We start from the raw sequence: 13,252 nt of genomic DNA, 5'->3' as shown, positions 1-13,252 counted from the left end.
AGTTTGGCGACAAGAGAGTCGCGCTTTCGCCCGTGAAAAGCAAGCCCTGCTGCTCGAATACGCCCTAGGGTAGAATCAAGCCGGGTTCCTGTAACAAATCCGTACACTCTGTTTTTATAGGTGATACGCTGCCACAATTCTGACACCTTTTGCACAAGCTGCCGCCTCAATGTCAGTCGACTTTGCGGGTGTTGCCTGAGACGGTTCGGTCCGGCACCGGCCTGTAAACCCCAAGCCCCCCGCCCACGGGTCAGAGTCGGATCGAACCAACCTCAGCCTCCCAAGGAGGCTGAGTGCGACGATCCCAAATAAATTCGAACCGGTGTCAGCTCAGTTTGGCCCCGGTTTTTTGTTAGCTGAACGCTGGCGGAGCCACGGCTACAGCCTGTATGGAAATATCGCGCTGGTCGCTTCAGATAGCGCCCGGCACGACAGATCCGTCAGATGCGGTTGCCCTCCGGCTTGCGGTAGATGGCGGCACCCAGGACGGGGCCGGGCATGCCATCCTTGCCGACTGCCTGGAGCAGCACGGCAAAACCGCCCTTGGTGGCGATCTTGGTTGCCGGCAGTTCGTACCTTGCGGCCTTCCCGTGCCACATCCCGGCGCTCTGGATATCTGACACGGCGTTGACGTAGGTGACCGTGCGGCCCTTGTTCTCGCCCCGGGGCACGGCAATTGCCTGCGGCGCGTTGAAATATACCAGAACGACATGGGCCTTGGCCGGGCTCTGGCTCGCCGCCGATCCCGTTTCAATGACCAGGCTTTCGCCGGTAAGCTTGACGCTCACGTCGACGCTGAGGCCTTGCTCGGCTTTGTTCAGTTCTTCGAACGCATCCAGTATGTCGTCGCGCTTGGCGCCGTTGACGTGGATGCGGCCGTTGATCACTGCCTGGGGGGTGTAGACGGAGCGTGTCCCGAAGGAGCGCATATAGGCGTATTGGCGGTCGGTGCTGTCGGGGCTGCTGAGCGTGTCGCGCCAGCCGAGATAATCCCAATAGTCGACATGATAGGCCAGCGCCACGTAGTCACCCTTGGTGGCAAACTTCTCGAACAGGGCATCCGCCGGGGGGCAGGAACTGCAGCCCTGGCTGGTGAACAGCTCGATCACACCTAGAGGTCGCGTGCCATCGGCTGCCGCTGCCGCCGTGAGGGCCGGCATCGCCAGCGCTACGACCGCCAGCCGAGAGAAAAAACGCAATTCCATGGTCGTTCCACAATCCCCACCGGCCTTTAGCCGGGCTTTTTCATTGCCGAAACAATAGGCAGTGCGACAATCAACGGGAAGTCACGTTGCGGTGACACGGTGACCTGGTCGTGCCTTATAGTGTTGTAACGAGTGGTAAAGGTGCCAAGGCTAACGTCTCCGATATTGAAGCTCCAGCCAAAGACCTTCCGCGAATGCCCAACACCCTGTTCGATCATGTCGATCTCTACTGCGAAAGATTGGGCCCGGAACTCTGGGCGGAGCCGGCCAATGCGCTGACTAACCTGGCCTTCGTTGCCGCCGGCCTGTGGGGCGTGCGGGAGGTGCGCAGGCGCGGCACCGGCACGTTTGCCGAAGTGCTGGCGTGGTGGGCGGTGGCAATCGGCATCGGCTCGGCGCTGTTCCACACCTTCGCCAACCGGCTGACGATCTGGGCCGACGTTCTGCCGATTGCCGGCTTCACCCTTGCCTATACGCTTCTGAATCTGCGCCGCTTTCTCGGCTTCGGCTGGCCGAAGTCGATCGCGATCTTTGTGGGCTTCTATGCGGTGGTCGGATTTGCCACCTTCATGGTGCCGGACTGGCTGCGGCTGGCCTCGAACGGCTCTACGGGCTATATGCCGCCGTTCCTGGCCCTGATCTTCTTCGGCATTCTGGTGACGGCGCATGGCAATCGTGCCGGCTGGTACAATCTGGCCGCGGCTGCGATCTTCGTTGCTTCGGTCACGTTCCGCGCCATCGATCCTGTGGTGTGCGACGCGTTTCCGCTGGGCACGCACTTCCTGTGGCACATCCTGAACGGGCTGATGCTGGGGGTGCTGTTGATGGCCGTCGCGAAGTATGGTGGTTTGCATCGGACATCAACACGATAGCTCCATCTCGACGATGACAGGACTAGCAGTGAAAGCACCAGCCAAAAACATGCGCCCCGACGCGAGGGCGCGACGGCTCAAGGCTGGCCATTTCAGCGAGCTTGTCGTGATCGGCCGCGACGGCGGGCAGCCTCGCGTCGTCTATGACAGCGGCGAACTGATCGAGGCGCCGAACTGGACGCCGGACGGAAAATGGCTGGTCTACAACAGCGACGGACGCCTGTTCCGCATCTCGCTCGACGGCAGCGACGGGCCGCACCGCATCAACAGCGCGCCGGTTGAAAACCTCAACAACGATCACGTGATCGCGCCCGACGGGCAAAGCATCTTCGTCACCGCTTATGACGGTCATCTCTACGTTCTGCCGATCGCGGGCGGCACGCCCACAAGGGTCTCCCAGGAGACAGAGCGCGGCCTGCGCCACTATCTGCATGGCATCTCGCCCGATGGCGGCACACTGGCCTATGTCGGCATGGACCGCACGCCCGAGGGCGTGGCGACGACCTGGATCTGCACGATGCTGGCTGCAGGCGGCGGCGATGTCTTTCTCACCGACGGAGCCTGTCCTGTGGACGGACCGGAATTTTCGGCGGACGGAGAATGGATCTATTTCAACTCCGAAGCGGCGGCGGAGAGGCCCGGCCATGCGCAGATCTTCCGCATGCGTCGGGATGGCAGCGGCTTGGAGCAGCTGACGCATGATGCGCGGGTGAACTGGTTTCCGCATCCTTCGCCGGATGGCTCGCTGGTGGCATATCTGAGCTATCCGGAAGGCACGACGGGACATCCCGCCGACCGCGATGTGATCCTGCGCATGATGGACCCGGACGGAAACAACGTCCGCGACCTCGATGCCTTCCACGGCGGGCAAGGCACGATCAACGTCAATTCCTGGTCGCCCGATTCGCGGTTCTTCGCCTATGTGCGGTATCCGAGGTACGGTTAGATCGTTTCAGGTCTTGGTGGCGGCGTAGACTTCCCCTACCGCATAAGAATTCGACCCCTCTCCGTCTCGGGCTTTGCCCGAGCCACCTCTCCCCGCAAGCGGGGCGAGGAACCTGGGTTCTGCAAGGTCGCCACCCGTCAGGGCTTGGGTTCCTCGCCCCATGAAATGGGGAGAGGTGGCTCGGCGAAGCCGAGACGGAGAGGGGGGCGGCCGTGTCATATGTGATCATCCTGCCGTGAACGAAGAGAAGGTCGCAGCCCGCAAGCAAAAAGGCCCGCGACATCATCGCGGGCCTTTTCATTTCGACGGTTGCGTCGGGCTATGCCGTCAGGCGGCCAGATCGCGCAGAACGTACTGCAAAATGCCGCCGTTTTTGAAGTAATCAAGCTCGTCCAGCGTATCGATGCGGCAGATGATCGGCACATTCTTGACCGTGCCGTCACCGTAAGTGACCTTGGCCACCATCTTCTGGCGGGGCTTGATGTTTTCCAGGCCGTCGATGGTCACCGTCTCGTCACCCTTGAGGCCGAGCGAGGCCCAGGAGGTGCCTTCCTCGAAGACGAAGGGGATGACGCCCATGCCGACCAGGTTCGAGCGGTGGATGCGTTCGAAGGACTGGGCAATCACCGCGCGCACGCCGAGCAGGTTGGTGCCCTTGGCCGCCCAGTCGCGCGACGAGCCGTTGCCGTATTCGATGCCGGCGAAGATCACCAGCGGCACGCCTTCCTGACGGTATTCCATCGCCGCGTCGTAGATCGGCATTTCTTCCTTGGACGGGTAGTGGATGGTGTAGCCGCCCTCGCGCCCGTTTTCGCCGAGCATGTGGTTGCGGATGCGGATGTTGGCGAAGGTGCCGCGCATCATCACTTCATGGTTGCCGCGGCGCGTGCCGTACTGGTTGAAGTCGGCAACGCCGACGCCATGGTCGGTGAGGTACTTGCCGGCGGGCGAGGCTGCCTTGATCGAACCGGCCGGCGAGATGTGGTCGGTGGTGATCTTGTCGCCGAACAGGCCGAGCACGCGGGCGCCCTCGATCTTGCCGATCGCTTTCGGGCGAGCACCCATGCCGACGAAGTATGGCGGGTTCTGCACATAGGTCGAGCCGTCGTCCCAGGTGTAGGTCTGGCCGCTCGGTGCCTGCACCTTCTGCCAGTTCTCGTCGCCCTTGAAGACGTCGGCATATTTGCGGGCGAACAGCTCGCGGGTGACGTTCTTCTCGATGAACTCCTGGATCTCGGCCGAGCTCGGCCAGATATCCCTGAGGTAGACCGGATTGCCGTCGCGGTCCTCGCCGAGAGGCTCGGTGGTGAGGTCCTTGGTGACGGTGCCGGCCAGCGCATGGGCCACGACCAGCGGCGGCGAGGCGAGGTAGTTCGCCTGCACGTCCGGCGAGACGCGGCCTTCGAAGTTGCGGTTGCCGGACAGAACGGCTGCGCCGATCAGGCCCTTGTCGTTGATGGTCTTGGAGATCGGCGCCGGCAGCGGGCCGGAATTGCCGATGCAGGTGGTGCAGCCGAAGCCGACGAGGTTGAAGCCGATCTGGTCGAGTTCCTTCTGCAGGCCCGACTTTTCGAGATATTCGGCGACAACCTGCGAACCGGGCGCGAGCGAGGTCTTGACCCACGGCTTCTGCTTGAGGCCGAGGCGATTGGCGTTGCGGGCCAGAAGGCCGGCGCCGATCAGCACGCTCGGATTGGAGGTGTTGGTGCAGGACGTGATCGCGGCGATGACGACATCGCCATGGCCGAGATCGTAGTCGGTGCCTTCGACGGCGTAGCGCTTGTTCTGGTCGACGGTCTTCTTGTATTCGGTCTCCAGCGACTTGGCGAAGCCGGCAGCGATGCCTTCGAGCGGGATGCGGCCTTCGGGACGCTTCGGGCCGGCCATGGACGGCACGACTTCACCCAGATCGAGTTCGAGCAGATCGGTGAAGACCGGATCGGCCGAGCCGCTGTCGCGCCACATGCCCTGCGCCTTGGAATATTCCTCGACCAGCGCGATGCGGGCCTCGGTGCGGCCGGACGTGTTGAGGTAGCGGATGGTCTCGCCGTCGACCGGGAAGAAGCCGCAGGTGGCGCCATATTCCGGCGCCATGTTGCCGATGGTGGCGCGGTCGGCCAGCGTCATGTTGGACAGGCCGGGGCCGAAGAACTCGACGAACTTGCCGACGACGCCCTTCTTGCGCAGCATCTGGGTGACGGTGAGCACCAGGTCGGTGGCGGTGACGCCTTCCTTCAGCTTGCCGGTGAGGCGGAAGCCGATGACTTCCGGCAGAAGCATGGAAACCGGCTGGCCGAGCATGGCAGCCTCTGCCTCGATGCCGCCGACGCCCCAGCCGAGAACGCCGAGGCCGTTGATCATGGTGGTGTGCGAATCAGTGCCGACGCAGGTATCGGGATAGGCGGTCGTCTCGCCGTCCTCGGCGTTGGTCCAGACGACCTGGCCGAGATATTCGAGATTGACCTGGTGGCAGATGCCGGTGCCGGGCGGAACGACGCGGAAGTTGCGGAACGCCTGCTGGCCCCATTTCAGGAACTTGTAGCGCTCCTGGTTGCGCTCATATTCGAGCTCGACATTGCGGGCAAAGGCGAGCGGGGTGCCGAATTCGTCGACGATGACGGAGTGGTCGATGACCAGATCGACCGGCACTAGCGGGTTGATCTTCTGCGGGTCGCCGCCGAGATTGGCCATGGCGTCGCGCATGGCGGCAAGGTCGACAACGGCGGGAACGCCGGTGAAATCCTGCATCAGCACGCGGGCCGGGCGGTAGGCGATCTCGACGCCGGCGGTGCCCTTGTCGGTGAGCCAGCCGGCGACGGCCTGGATCGATTCCTTGGTGACGGAGCGGCCGTCTTCATTGCGCAGCAGGTTTTCCAGCAGCACTTTCATGGAATAGGGCAGCTGGGAAATGCCGGTCAGGCCGTTCTTCTCGGCCTCTGGCAGGCTGTAATATACATATTCGGCACCACCTGCGGTCAGGGTGCGGCGGCAATTGAAACTGTCTAGTGATTTGGACACGTGCGATCCATCCTTGTCTGTTCAGCCTGAAAGGGAACGGACTCCGATGGGCATGCAATCACGCGCAAAGGTGCGGGTACGGCCATTTCCGCTGTCCGGTCCCAAGCAACCCGAGCCGTTCAAGGCGGCGCGTGCGCTGGTTCGGCGCAAATTCATTTTACCGCACCGACCGCTGGTGTGGTTGGGTGGCATATAGAGAATTTTCTGGAATAGTTCTAGACCGGTTTTGGGCAAATTTGCTGCGACGCACATTGGCCGCTAGGAATATTCCGACCACGGGGGAGCAATGCGGCTGATTGCCGAAAATCTGAGCGGGGAACGCGGCGGCGAAACGGTCTTTTCGGGCGTGGCTTTTGCGCTCAGTGAGGGCGAAGGCCTGGTCGTGACCGGCCCGAACGGCGCAGGCAAGTCGACGCTGCTGCGCGTTGTCGCAGGCCTGCTGCCAATTGCGGAAGGCGCGGTCAGGCTCGAGGGTGGCGGCGAAGAATTTCCGTCGGTTTCAGCGGCCTGCCATTATCTCGGCCACGAGAATGCGATGAAGACGGCACTGACGGTGACGGAAAATCTCGTCTTCTGGCAGGATTTTTGCGGGCGGGCGCATCTGTCGCCGGTGGAGGCGCTGGAGATGGTCGGCCTCGAAACCATCGGCCATCTGCCCTTCGGCTATCTGTCGACCGGCCAGCGCCGGCGCGTGGCGATCGCCAAGCTGCTGGTCAGCCACCGCCCGGTGTGGCTGCTGGATGAGCCGACGGCGGGATTGGACAAGGCCTCGGAAGTGCAGTTTTCCGAGCTGATGAAGGTTCATCTGGAAGATGGCGGGATGATCGTGGCGGCGACGCATCTGCCGCTGGGGCTTGAGGGGGTACAGGCGTTGAGGATGGGGGGAGAGCAGGATGCTTAACCTCCATTATGGACGTTTGCGCCCTACGTTGCCCCCCTCTGTCCTGCCGGACATCTCCCCCACAGGTGGGGAGATCAGCGGTGGCGATGTCGGCCCCTCTTCTGCAGAACTGGAGATGGAGGAAACCGTCGATGACAGCCTAATCTCCCCACCTGTGGGGGAGATGTCCGGCAGGACAGAGGGGGGCAACGTAGGGCTACAACCTGAACGACATCACGCCATCGCACCCCGGCGGGAAGCCACCCAATGCTAGCCCTCTACCTCCGCGATGTAAGGCTGGGCATCCGCGCCGGTGGCGGGGCGCTGACGGGGGTGCTGTTCTTCCTGGCCGTCATCGCGACAATTCCCTTCGGCGTCGGACCGGATCTCAATCTGCTGGCCCGCATCGGCCCGGCGATCCTGTGGATCGGGGCGCTGCTTGCCTCGTTGCTTGGCCTCGACCGGCTGTTCCAGGCCGACCGCGAGGATGGCTCGCTCGATCTTCTGATCCTCGCCAACGACCGCCACCTGCTTGCCTTCACCGTCTTCGTAAAATGCCTGGCGCACTGGACCGCAAGCGTGCTCCCGCTGGTGATCGCCGCCCCGCTGCTCGGGCTGTTCATGAACATGGAGCCGCTGGGGATTGGGGCTGCGGCACTGACGCTGCTCGTTGGCACGCCGGCCATCACTTTCATCGGGGCTGCCGGAGCCGCCGTTGCCGTGGCGCTGCCGCGCGGTGGCCTTCTGGTGTCGGTGCTGGTGCTGCCGTTGGTCATTCCGGTGCTGATCTTCGGCGTTTCGGCAAGCTATGGCGCAGTCGCCGAGCCGGACCCGTTCCTGCCGCCATTTTTGATCCTCTGCGCGCTGACGCTGTTTCTGGCGGTCGTCGGGCCGGTGGCGGCTGCGCTGGCGCTGCGCTGGGGCGCGGATTGAACCCCATCACGATCCGGTCATCGCGCATTCGTCGCACTTTAGGTCGATTGCGGCAAAGCGGCAGCGCGGCTATGTAACGGCCATGAGCCAGCAGCGCCCATATGTTTTCGCGATACTGCCCATGCGCCCGGCTTTCCGGCATCGGAGGCGGTCATGAGCGTGCATGACATGTATGTTTCGGCAGCCTATGGCATTTCCGCGCTGGTGATCGCCGGGCTGGTGTTCTGGATCATCGCCGACCAGCGCGCGCGTCAGCGCGAGATGGCCGAGCTCGAGGCGAGCGGCGCAAGGCGGCGCTCCGACCGCGCCGGTAAAGCGAAATGACGCTGCAAGCCGAACCGCAAAAGCCGCGCCGCAAACTGCTGGCGCTTCTGCCGCTGGTGATTTTCCTGCTGCTGGCCGGCATCTTCCTCATGCAGCTTCTGTCGGGGCGCGACGCTGCGGTGGTGCCTTCGGCCCTGATCGGCGAGCTTGCTCCCGAAACGAAACTGCCGCCGCTGGAAGGCGTTTCGCTGCCGGGGCTCGAATCAAGCAACTTCGCCGGCAAGGTCACGCTGGTGAATGTCTTTGCCTCCTGGTGCGCGCCCTGCCGCGAGGAACACCCGGTGCTGATGGCGCTGTCGCAGGACAAGCGCTTTTCCATCGCCGGGCTGAACTACAAGGACAAGTCGGAGAACGCCCGGCGCTTTCTCGGCGATCTCGGCAATCCCTACAGCGCCATCGGCACCGACGATGCCGGCCGCTCGGCAATCGACTGGGGCGTCTATGGCGTTCCCGAAACCTTCGTCATCGGCAAGGACGGCAAGATCGCCTTCAAGCACACCGGCCCGATCACGGTGCAATCGGCGCAGACGGTGCTTTTGCCGGAAATCGAGAAGGCGCTGGCAGCGCCGGCGCGGTAGAACCGAAGATTCCCCCTCTCCGTCACGCTTCGCGTGCCACCTCTCCCCCATTTCATGGGGGCGAGGAACCCAAGTTCTGCAAAGTCGCGACCTCGGCGGGCTCCGGTTCCTCGCCCCGCTTGCGGGGGTCCGAAGGACGGGCGAGACCCGCGGCTCACCCCGGCAAGGTGGCTCGGCGAAGCCGAGACGGAGAGGGGATTTTAAAAGGGCGAAGTTGGCGCACTCACCACAACCATAGCGTTTGACATACTCCCTTGATGTCTTAACCTCCCTCGCAACAGGGCCGGGCAACGGCTCGCAACAAGGGGGGAGTCAAAATGCAGGACAGTTCCGCGCTCGCAATCTTTCTGCCGCTGGCGCTCGGCGTCATCATGCTTGGCCTCGGGCTTTCGCTGACGGTCGCCGATTTCCGCAATGTGCTGAAGCATCCCAAGGCGGTGGTGGTGGCGCTGCTGTGCCAGATCGTGATCCTGCCGATCGCCTGTCTCGGCTTGATCTACGCCTTCGGTCTTTCGCCGGCGCTGGCTGTCGGCATGATGCTGCTGGCGGCAAGCCCGGGCGGCACTTCGGCCAATCTCTACAGCCACCTCGCCGGCGGCGATGTAGCGCTCAACATCACGCTGACGGCGATCAATTCGGCGCTGGCGTTGTTCACCCTGCCGCTCATCGTCAATTTTTCGCTGATCCAGTTTTTTGGCGAGGGCAAGGTCATTCCGCTGCAATTCTCCAAGGTCATGCAGGTGTTCGTCATCGTGCTCGGGCCGGTGCTGATCGGCATGTGGCTGCGCAGCAAATTTCCAGGCCTCGCCGCCCGGCTGGAGAAGCCGGTGAAAATCCTCTCGGCGGTTTTCCTGTTCGCGGTGGTACTGGTCGCGCTGATCCAGGAATGGGACACGCTGGTGACATGGGCTCCGGTGGTCGGGTTGGCGACGCTCGCCTTCAACCTGATCAGCCTTGCCGTCGGCTATTTCGGGCCGCGCCTGGCGGGCATCGACAGGCGGCAGGCGACCGCGATCGGCATGGAGATCGGCATTCACAACGGCACGCTGGCGATTGCCATCGCGCTTAGCCCAGTGCTGCTCAACAATGCGACCATGGCCATTCCGGCAGCTATCTACGGCTTGATCGCCTTCATCACCGCTGCCATCTTCGGCGCGTGGCTGACGCGCAAGCATGCAGTGCCGGTGACGATCGCCGGCTGAAAGGCGGACATGAAGGAAGCGGCGATCCGGGAGCATTTTGTCCACCAGGCCGCCGCCTGCGACGCGCTCGGCTCGCCTTTTACCGCAAGGCTGTGCCGGGCTCTGTCCGTCGTGCTCGATCGCAGCACCAGGACCGGCGCGCGCGTGCTCGACTGGGAAGGTCATACGCGAGAAGACGCGCTGTCGCTGAGATTGTGCGGCGGGCTGCATGCGCTGGTACTTTCCGGGACGGATGGCCGACTCTCCGCCGAACGAGGCCGACGAGGCGGCAATTGCGGCTGCGCTGCCGGAAGCGATTGCCCGCAATGACGATTGGCTGCTGGCAGCACTGGCCAGCGCGCCGCAGACCAACGAGATCGCGCGCTCCGGCATGCTTCTGTCGGGGTTCCTGACGATCGCCAGCGAAACCGGCCTGCCGCTGGCGCTTCACGAGATCGGATCGAGTGCTGCGCTCAATCTCCTGTTCGACCGGTTCCACTACCGCTATGGCGATGCCGAATGGGGCGATCCAGCCTCGCCGGTGCGGCTCGCGCCCGACATGCGCGGAAAGCCGGTGCCGCTCGAAAGCACGCTGAAAATCGTGTCACGTAATGGCAGCGATATCGCGCCGGTCGATATCGGCATCGTTGCCGACCGGCTGCGCCTGCGCTCCTATATCTGGGCCGACCAGACGTCACGGCTGGAGCGGATCGACGCGGCGATTTCGGTTGCCGAAACAACGCCGTTTTCGCTGGAAAAGGCCGATGCGGCCGATTTCGTGAAAGACAGACTGGTATCAAGGCCGTCGGGAGAAACCTTCGTGCTGTTTCACTCGATCATGTGGCAATACATGCCCGACGCGACGAAGGCGGCGATAGTCGCGGAGCTTGCCGCAGCAGGCCGGGCCGCTACGCCCAACGCTCCGATCGCGTGGCTGCGCATGGAGCCTGTGGCTACCACCGACAAATACGCGACGCTGAGCTTGACCCTATGGCCGGGCGGCGAGACGAGGCATCTTGCGGCTTGCGATTATCATGGCCGCTGGATCGAGTGGCTATGAAAAAACCCGCCGGCCAGTAGGCACGACGGGTTTTTCAGATTGCCTGGACGGTCGGCGTGAGACGGTTCAGCCGTAGACTTCCTGATAGGCGTGATGGAGCATTTCGCTGCGGTTGGCGCTGATGTCGGCAAGGTCGCGCGGCGTCAGGCTCTGGATTTCGGCGACGAGGCTGTTGTAGCGGCGGCGCTTGGCGATTCTGGACTTCGCATTGGTGATGAATGAGTTGATCATGGAGTGGTCCCCTTTCGGACTGCCGCGTTCAGCGGCGTTAAGTTGTTCCTCCCTGATGGACTATAGATTGGCACGATTATGTTGCATTGCAACATTCAGTGTTGCATCGCACCAATGCAATGGTTGCATGCCTGGCTAACAGGTGCTTGCCGGTTGAGAGCCTTGCGAAGCCTGCTTTTACCTTTCGCCATTACGGCGAATGAAAGCCTGGAATTCTGTGAACGTGGCGCGCATTGTATCGCGCGTTTCCGGCCGTTGCAGGATGGCGTCGAACTCTTCCGGCTTCCTGCCAAGCAGGGCGATTTCCAGCTCGGCGCCGTCGAACAGATCGAAGGACATGGTCTTCAGGATTTCGCGCAAGGCTGCCCGGGCAAACAGCGAGCGTGGCGAGGCATGGGCGAGCATGGCCGGCTTGCCGACCGCGGCTTCACCGGACACCAGCCAGTCGAGCGCGTTCTTCAGGCCGCCGGGAACGCCATGGGCATATTCCGGGCAGGCAATGATGATGCCGTCGGCGCCGGTGACCGCTTCGATCAGGCGCCTTGCCTCGGGCGGCAGGCTCTCGCCTTCCTCGTCCGGGTTGAAGATCGGCAGTGCGCCGATGCCGTCATAAACCGACAGCCGGCAATCCGGCGGTGCGTTGTCGCGCAGTGCTCGCAGCAGGGCGGTGTTGCCGGAGTCTGCGCGCAGGCTACCGGAGATGCCGAGAATGTGCATCAGGCCGGCCGGCCGCTCACCACATCGACTTCTTGTAGCTCTCGTCGAGCCATTTGTCGGTGGCATCGGCGCTGTCGGCGAGCGCGAGCTGGTCGCGCAGGATCTGGCCGAGCGTCGGAAGAGTGGCGCGGTCGTGCCAGCTTTCGGGCTTCCACAGTTCGGAGCGCATGAAGGCCTTGGCGCAGTGCATGTAGACCGCCTTGATCGAGACGACCATGACGCTGATCGGCGCCCTGCCGTCGACGGCCAGCCGTTCGCGCAGCGCGTTGTCGGCGGTGATCCTGGCCGTGCCATTGATGCGCAGCGTCTCGTTCATGTTGGGAATGAGAAACAGCAGGCCGACGGCGGGGTTGCGGACGACGTTTTCCAGCGTGTCGAGCCGGTTGTTGCCGGGCCGGTCGGGGATGGCGATGGTGGTGTCGTCGAGGATTTCGACGAAACCGGGCTTGTCGCCCTTCGGCGTCACGTCGGCATTGCCTTCGCCGTCCGACGAGCCGATCAGCACGAAGGGGCTCTTGCCCAAAAAGCCCTTGGAATGGCCGTCGAGCACGCGCAACTCCTTGCGCACCGCGCCGTCGCCGGGCGCCTTGTAGAGTTTTCTCAAATCCTCGCTGGTTTCGATGAACTCCATGACGCCCTTGCCCCCTTTGAAAAGATCTATTTCCTGATTCGCTCGTCCAGCGAATGGCGCATGATCAGCGGCATTTGGCTGAAAGTGAAGATAAGCGTGATCGGCATGATGCCCCAGACCTTGAAGGCAACCCATGTGTCAGTGGAGAAATTCCGCCAGACCACCTCGTTGACCACGGCCAGGAACAGGAAGAACAGGCCCCAGCGCAAGGTCAGTTTCCGCCAGCCTTCGGCGTCGAGCCTGAAGGCCGAATCGAAGACGTAGCCAAGCAGCGACTTGCCGAACAGAAGTCCGCCCAGAAGCGTGACGCCGAACAGCGTGTTGATGATGGTCGGCTTCATCTTGATGAAGACGTCGTCCTGCAGCCAGAGCGTCAGACCGCCGAAGATGAAAACCACGACGCCCGACACCAGCGGCATGATCGGCAGCGTGCGCATCAGCATCCATGAGGCGATCAGCGCAATCGCCGTGGCGATCATGAACAGGCCGGTGGCGACGAAGATCGGCCCGCCGAAATCGCCCAGCACCGGAAACCTTTCGACCAGCCACTCGCCGCGCGCATTGGCGAAGAAGAAGACCATCAGCGGCCCGAGTTCCAGCGCCAGCTTGAGTAGCGGGTTGACCTCTTTCTTCCGGGGGTCGGCAGGGTCGCGTTCGAAGATTGGTGGGTTCATGG

The 13,252-nt window shown here is 63.0% G+C and carries 15 protein-coding genes; 9 read left to right on the top strand and 6 right to left on the bottom strand.

Features of this window, described 5'->3' with window-relative positions; all coding sequences use genetic code 11:
• Positions 1 to 440: 440 nt before the first annotated feature.
• Positions 441 to 1,205, bottom strand: coding sequence for a DUF1223 domain-containing protein (locus WBQ96_RS24825; RefSeq protein ID WP_336554908.1), 765 nt, complete (start codon positions 1,203 to 1,205; stop codon positions 441 to 443).
• A gap of 194 nt (positions 1,206 to 1,399) precedes the next feature.
• Here WBQ96_RS24825 and WBQ96_RS24820 point away from each other — a divergent pair, with 194 nt between their 5' ends.
• Together WBQ96_RS24820 and WBQ96_RS24815 are read left to right on the top strand one after the other, a co-directional pair.
• Positions 1,400 to 2,077 carry a ceramidase domain-containing protein gene (locus WBQ96_RS24820; RefSeq protein WP_336554905.1) on the top strand — a complete coding sequence of 226 codons (678 nt, stop codon included), beginning with the start codon at positions 1,400 to 1,402 and terminating at the stop codon, positions 2,075 to 2,077.
• A 28-nt stretch (positions 2,078 to 2,105) separates the two neighbouring features.
• Positions 2,106 to 3,023: a TolB family protein gene (locus WBQ96_RS24815; protein WP_336554904.1), complete on the top strand. Its 918-nt coding sequence runs from the start codon at positions 2,106 to 2,108 to the stop codon at positions 3,021 to 3,023.
• Between the two features lie 327 nt (positions 3,024 to 3,350).
• On the opposite strand, the gene acnA is transcribed toward WBQ96_RS24815, so the two are convergent.
• Entirely contained in the window at positions 3,351 to 6,041 is a 2,691-nt protein-coding gene (gene acnA / locus WBQ96_RS24810; RefSeq protein ID WP_336554903.1) for an aconitate hydratase AcnA, read from the bottom strand.
• A gap of 286 nt (positions 6,042 to 6,327) precedes the next feature.
• Between acnA and ccmA the strand changes: the two genes are divergently transcribed.
• The 7 genes from ccmA to WBQ96_RS24775 all read left to right on the top strand — a co-directional run bounded on the left by ccmA (position 6,328) and on the right by WBQ96_RS24775 (position 10,997).
• Positions 6,328 to 6,942 carry a heme ABC exporter ATP-binding protein CcmA gene (ccmA, locus tag WBQ96_RS24805; RefSeq protein ID WP_336554902.1) on the top strand — a complete coding sequence of 205 codons (615 nt, stop codon included), beginning with the start codon at positions 6,328 to 6,330 and terminating at the stop codon, positions 6,940 to 6,942.
• A gap of 246 nt (positions 6,943 to 7,188) precedes the next feature.
• On the top strand, positions 7,189 to 7,854 hold the full coding sequence (gene ccmB / locus WBQ96_RS24800) for a heme exporter protein CcmB (protein WP_165117938.1): 666 nt from the start codon (positions 7,189 to 7,191) through the stop codon (positions 7,852 to 7,854).
• A 153-nt stretch (positions 7,855 to 8,007) separates the two neighbouring features.
• The gene (gene ccmD / locus WBQ96_RS24795; RefSeq protein WP_091908652.1) at positions 8,008 to 8,178 is read left to right on the top strand and encodes a heme exporter protein CcmD; all 171 of its coding nucleotides are present in this window, start codon (positions 8,008 to 8,010) and stop codon (positions 8,176 to 8,178) included.
• Positions 8,175 to 8,756 carry a DsbE family thiol:disulfide interchange protein gene (locus tag WBQ96_RS24790; RefSeq protein ID WP_336554901.1) on the top strand — a complete coding sequence of 194 codons (582 nt, stop codon included), beginning with the start codon at positions 8,175 to 8,177 and terminating at the stop codon, positions 8,754 to 8,756. The genes ccmD and WBQ96_RS24790 overlap by 4 nt, the downstream gene beginning before the upstream one ends.
• A gap of 317 nt (positions 8,757 to 9,073) precedes the next feature.
• Positions 9,074 to 9,958 carry a bile acid:sodium symporter family protein gene (locus WBQ96_RS24785; RefSeq protein WP_336554900.1) on the top strand — a complete coding sequence of 295 codons (885 nt, stop codon included), beginning with the start codon at positions 9,074 to 9,076 and terminating at the stop codon, positions 9,956 to 9,958.
• A 9-nt stretch (positions 9,959 to 9,967) separates the two neighbouring features.
• Entirely contained in the window at positions 9,968 to 10,267 is a 300-nt protein-coding gene (locus WBQ96_RS24780) for a DUF2332 family protein (RefSeq protein WP_336554899.1), read from the top strand.
• Positions 10,191 to 10,997 (top strand): DUF2332 domain-containing protein, encoded by an 807-nt coding sequence (locus WBQ96_RS24775; RefSeq protein WP_336554898.1) that lies wholly within the window; start codon positions 10,191 to 10,193, stop codon positions 10,995 to 10,997. Before WBQ96_RS24780 ends, WBQ96_RS24775 begins: the two co-directional genes overlap by 77 nt.
• A gap of 66 nt (positions 10,998 to 11,063) precedes the next feature.
• Here the strand turns inward: WBQ96_RS24775 and WBQ96_RS24770 are convergent, their stop codons facing one another.
• The 4 genes from WBQ96_RS24770 to WBQ96_RS24755 form a co-directional block, all read right to left on the bottom strand.
• Positions 11,064 to 11,228: a DUF1127 domain-containing protein gene (locus WBQ96_RS24770; protein ID WP_165117946.1), complete on the bottom strand. Its 165-nt coding sequence runs from the start codon at positions 11,226 to 11,228 to the stop codon at positions 11,064 to 11,066.
• A gap of 177 nt (positions 11,229 to 11,405) precedes the next feature.
• Entirely contained in the window at positions 11,406 to 11,945 is a 540-nt protein-coding gene (locus WBQ96_RS24765; protein WP_336554895.1) for an NADPH-dependent FMN reductase, read from the bottom strand.
• A gap of 16 nt (positions 11,946 to 11,961) precedes the next feature.
• Positions 11,962 to 12,576 carry a pyridoxamine 5'-phosphate oxidase family protein gene (locus WBQ96_RS24760; protein ID WP_336554893.1) on the bottom strand — a complete coding sequence of 205 codons (615 nt, stop codon included), beginning with the start codon at positions 12,574 to 12,576 and terminating at the stop codon, positions 11,962 to 11,964.
• 26 nt (positions 12,577 to 12,602) lie between these two features.
• A complete protein-coding gene (locus WBQ96_RS24755) occupies positions 12,603 to 13,250 on the bottom strand; it encodes a septation protein A (protein ID WP_336554891.1) in 648 nt (215 codons plus the stop codon).
• Between the last annotated feature and the right edge of the window lie 2 nt (positions 13,251 to 13,252).

Source organism: Mesorhizobium sp. CCNWLY176, assembly GCF_037153935.1.
Lineage (GTDB): Bacteria > Pseudomonadota > Alphaproteobacteria > Rhizobiales > Rhizobiaceae > Mesorhizobium_M > Mesorhizobium_M zhangyense.
Note: the sequence above shows the minus strand (reverse complement) of the source record. Positions and strands in the feature narration are given on the sequence as shown.

Coding starts and splice junctions, on each gene's coding strand:
- WBQ96_RS24820 (WP_336554905.1), top strand. CDS start 1,400: ATGCCCAACACCCTGTTCGATCATGTCGATCTCTACTGCGAAAGATTG.
- WBQ96_RS24785 (WP_336554900.1), top strand. CDS start 9,074: ATGCAGGACAGTTCCGCGCTCGCAATCTTTCTGCCGCTGGCGCTCGGC.
- WBQ96_RS24780 (WP_336554899.1), top strand. CDS start 9,968: ATGAAGGAAGCGGCGATCCGGGAGCATTTTGTCCACCAGGCCGCCGCC.
- WBQ96_RS24825 (WP_336554908.1), bottom strand. CDS start 1,205: ATGGAATTGCGTTTTTTCTCTCGGCTGGCGGTCGTAGCGCTGGCGATG.
- WBQ96_RS24775 (WP_336554898.1), top strand. CDS start 10,191: ATGGCCGACTCTCCGCCGAACGAGGCCGACGAGGCGGCAATTGCGGCT.
- WBQ96_RS24755 (WP_336554891.1), bottom strand. CDS start 13,250: ATGAACCCACCAATCTTCGAACGCGACCCTGCCGACCCCCGGAAGAAA.
- WBQ96_RS24760 (WP_336554893.1), bottom strand. CDS start 12,576: ATGGAGTTCATCGAAACCAGCGAGGATTTGAGAAAACTCTACAAGGCG.
- ccmD (WP_091908652.1), top strand. CDS start 8,008: ATGAGCGTGCATGACATGTATGTTTCGGCAGCCTATGGCATTTCCGCG.
- WBQ96_RS24790 (WP_336554901.1), top strand. CDS start 8,175: ATGACGCTGCAAGCCGAACCGCAAAAGCCGCGCCGCAAACTGCTGGCG.
- ccmA (WP_336554902.1), top strand. CDS start 6,328: ATGCGGCTGATTGCCGAAAATCTGAGCGGGGAACGCGGCGGCGAAACG.
- ccmB (WP_165117938.1), top strand. CDS start 7,189: ATGCTAGCCCTCTACCTCCGCGATGTAAGGCTGGGCATCCGCGCCGGT.
- WBQ96_RS24765 (WP_336554895.1), bottom strand. CDS start 11,945: ATGCACATTCTCGGCATCTCCGGTAGCCTGCGCGCAGACTCCGGCAAC.
- WBQ96_RS24770 (WP_165117946.1), bottom strand. CDS start 11,228: ATGATCAACTCATTCATCACCAATGCGAAGTCCAGAATCGCCAAGCGC.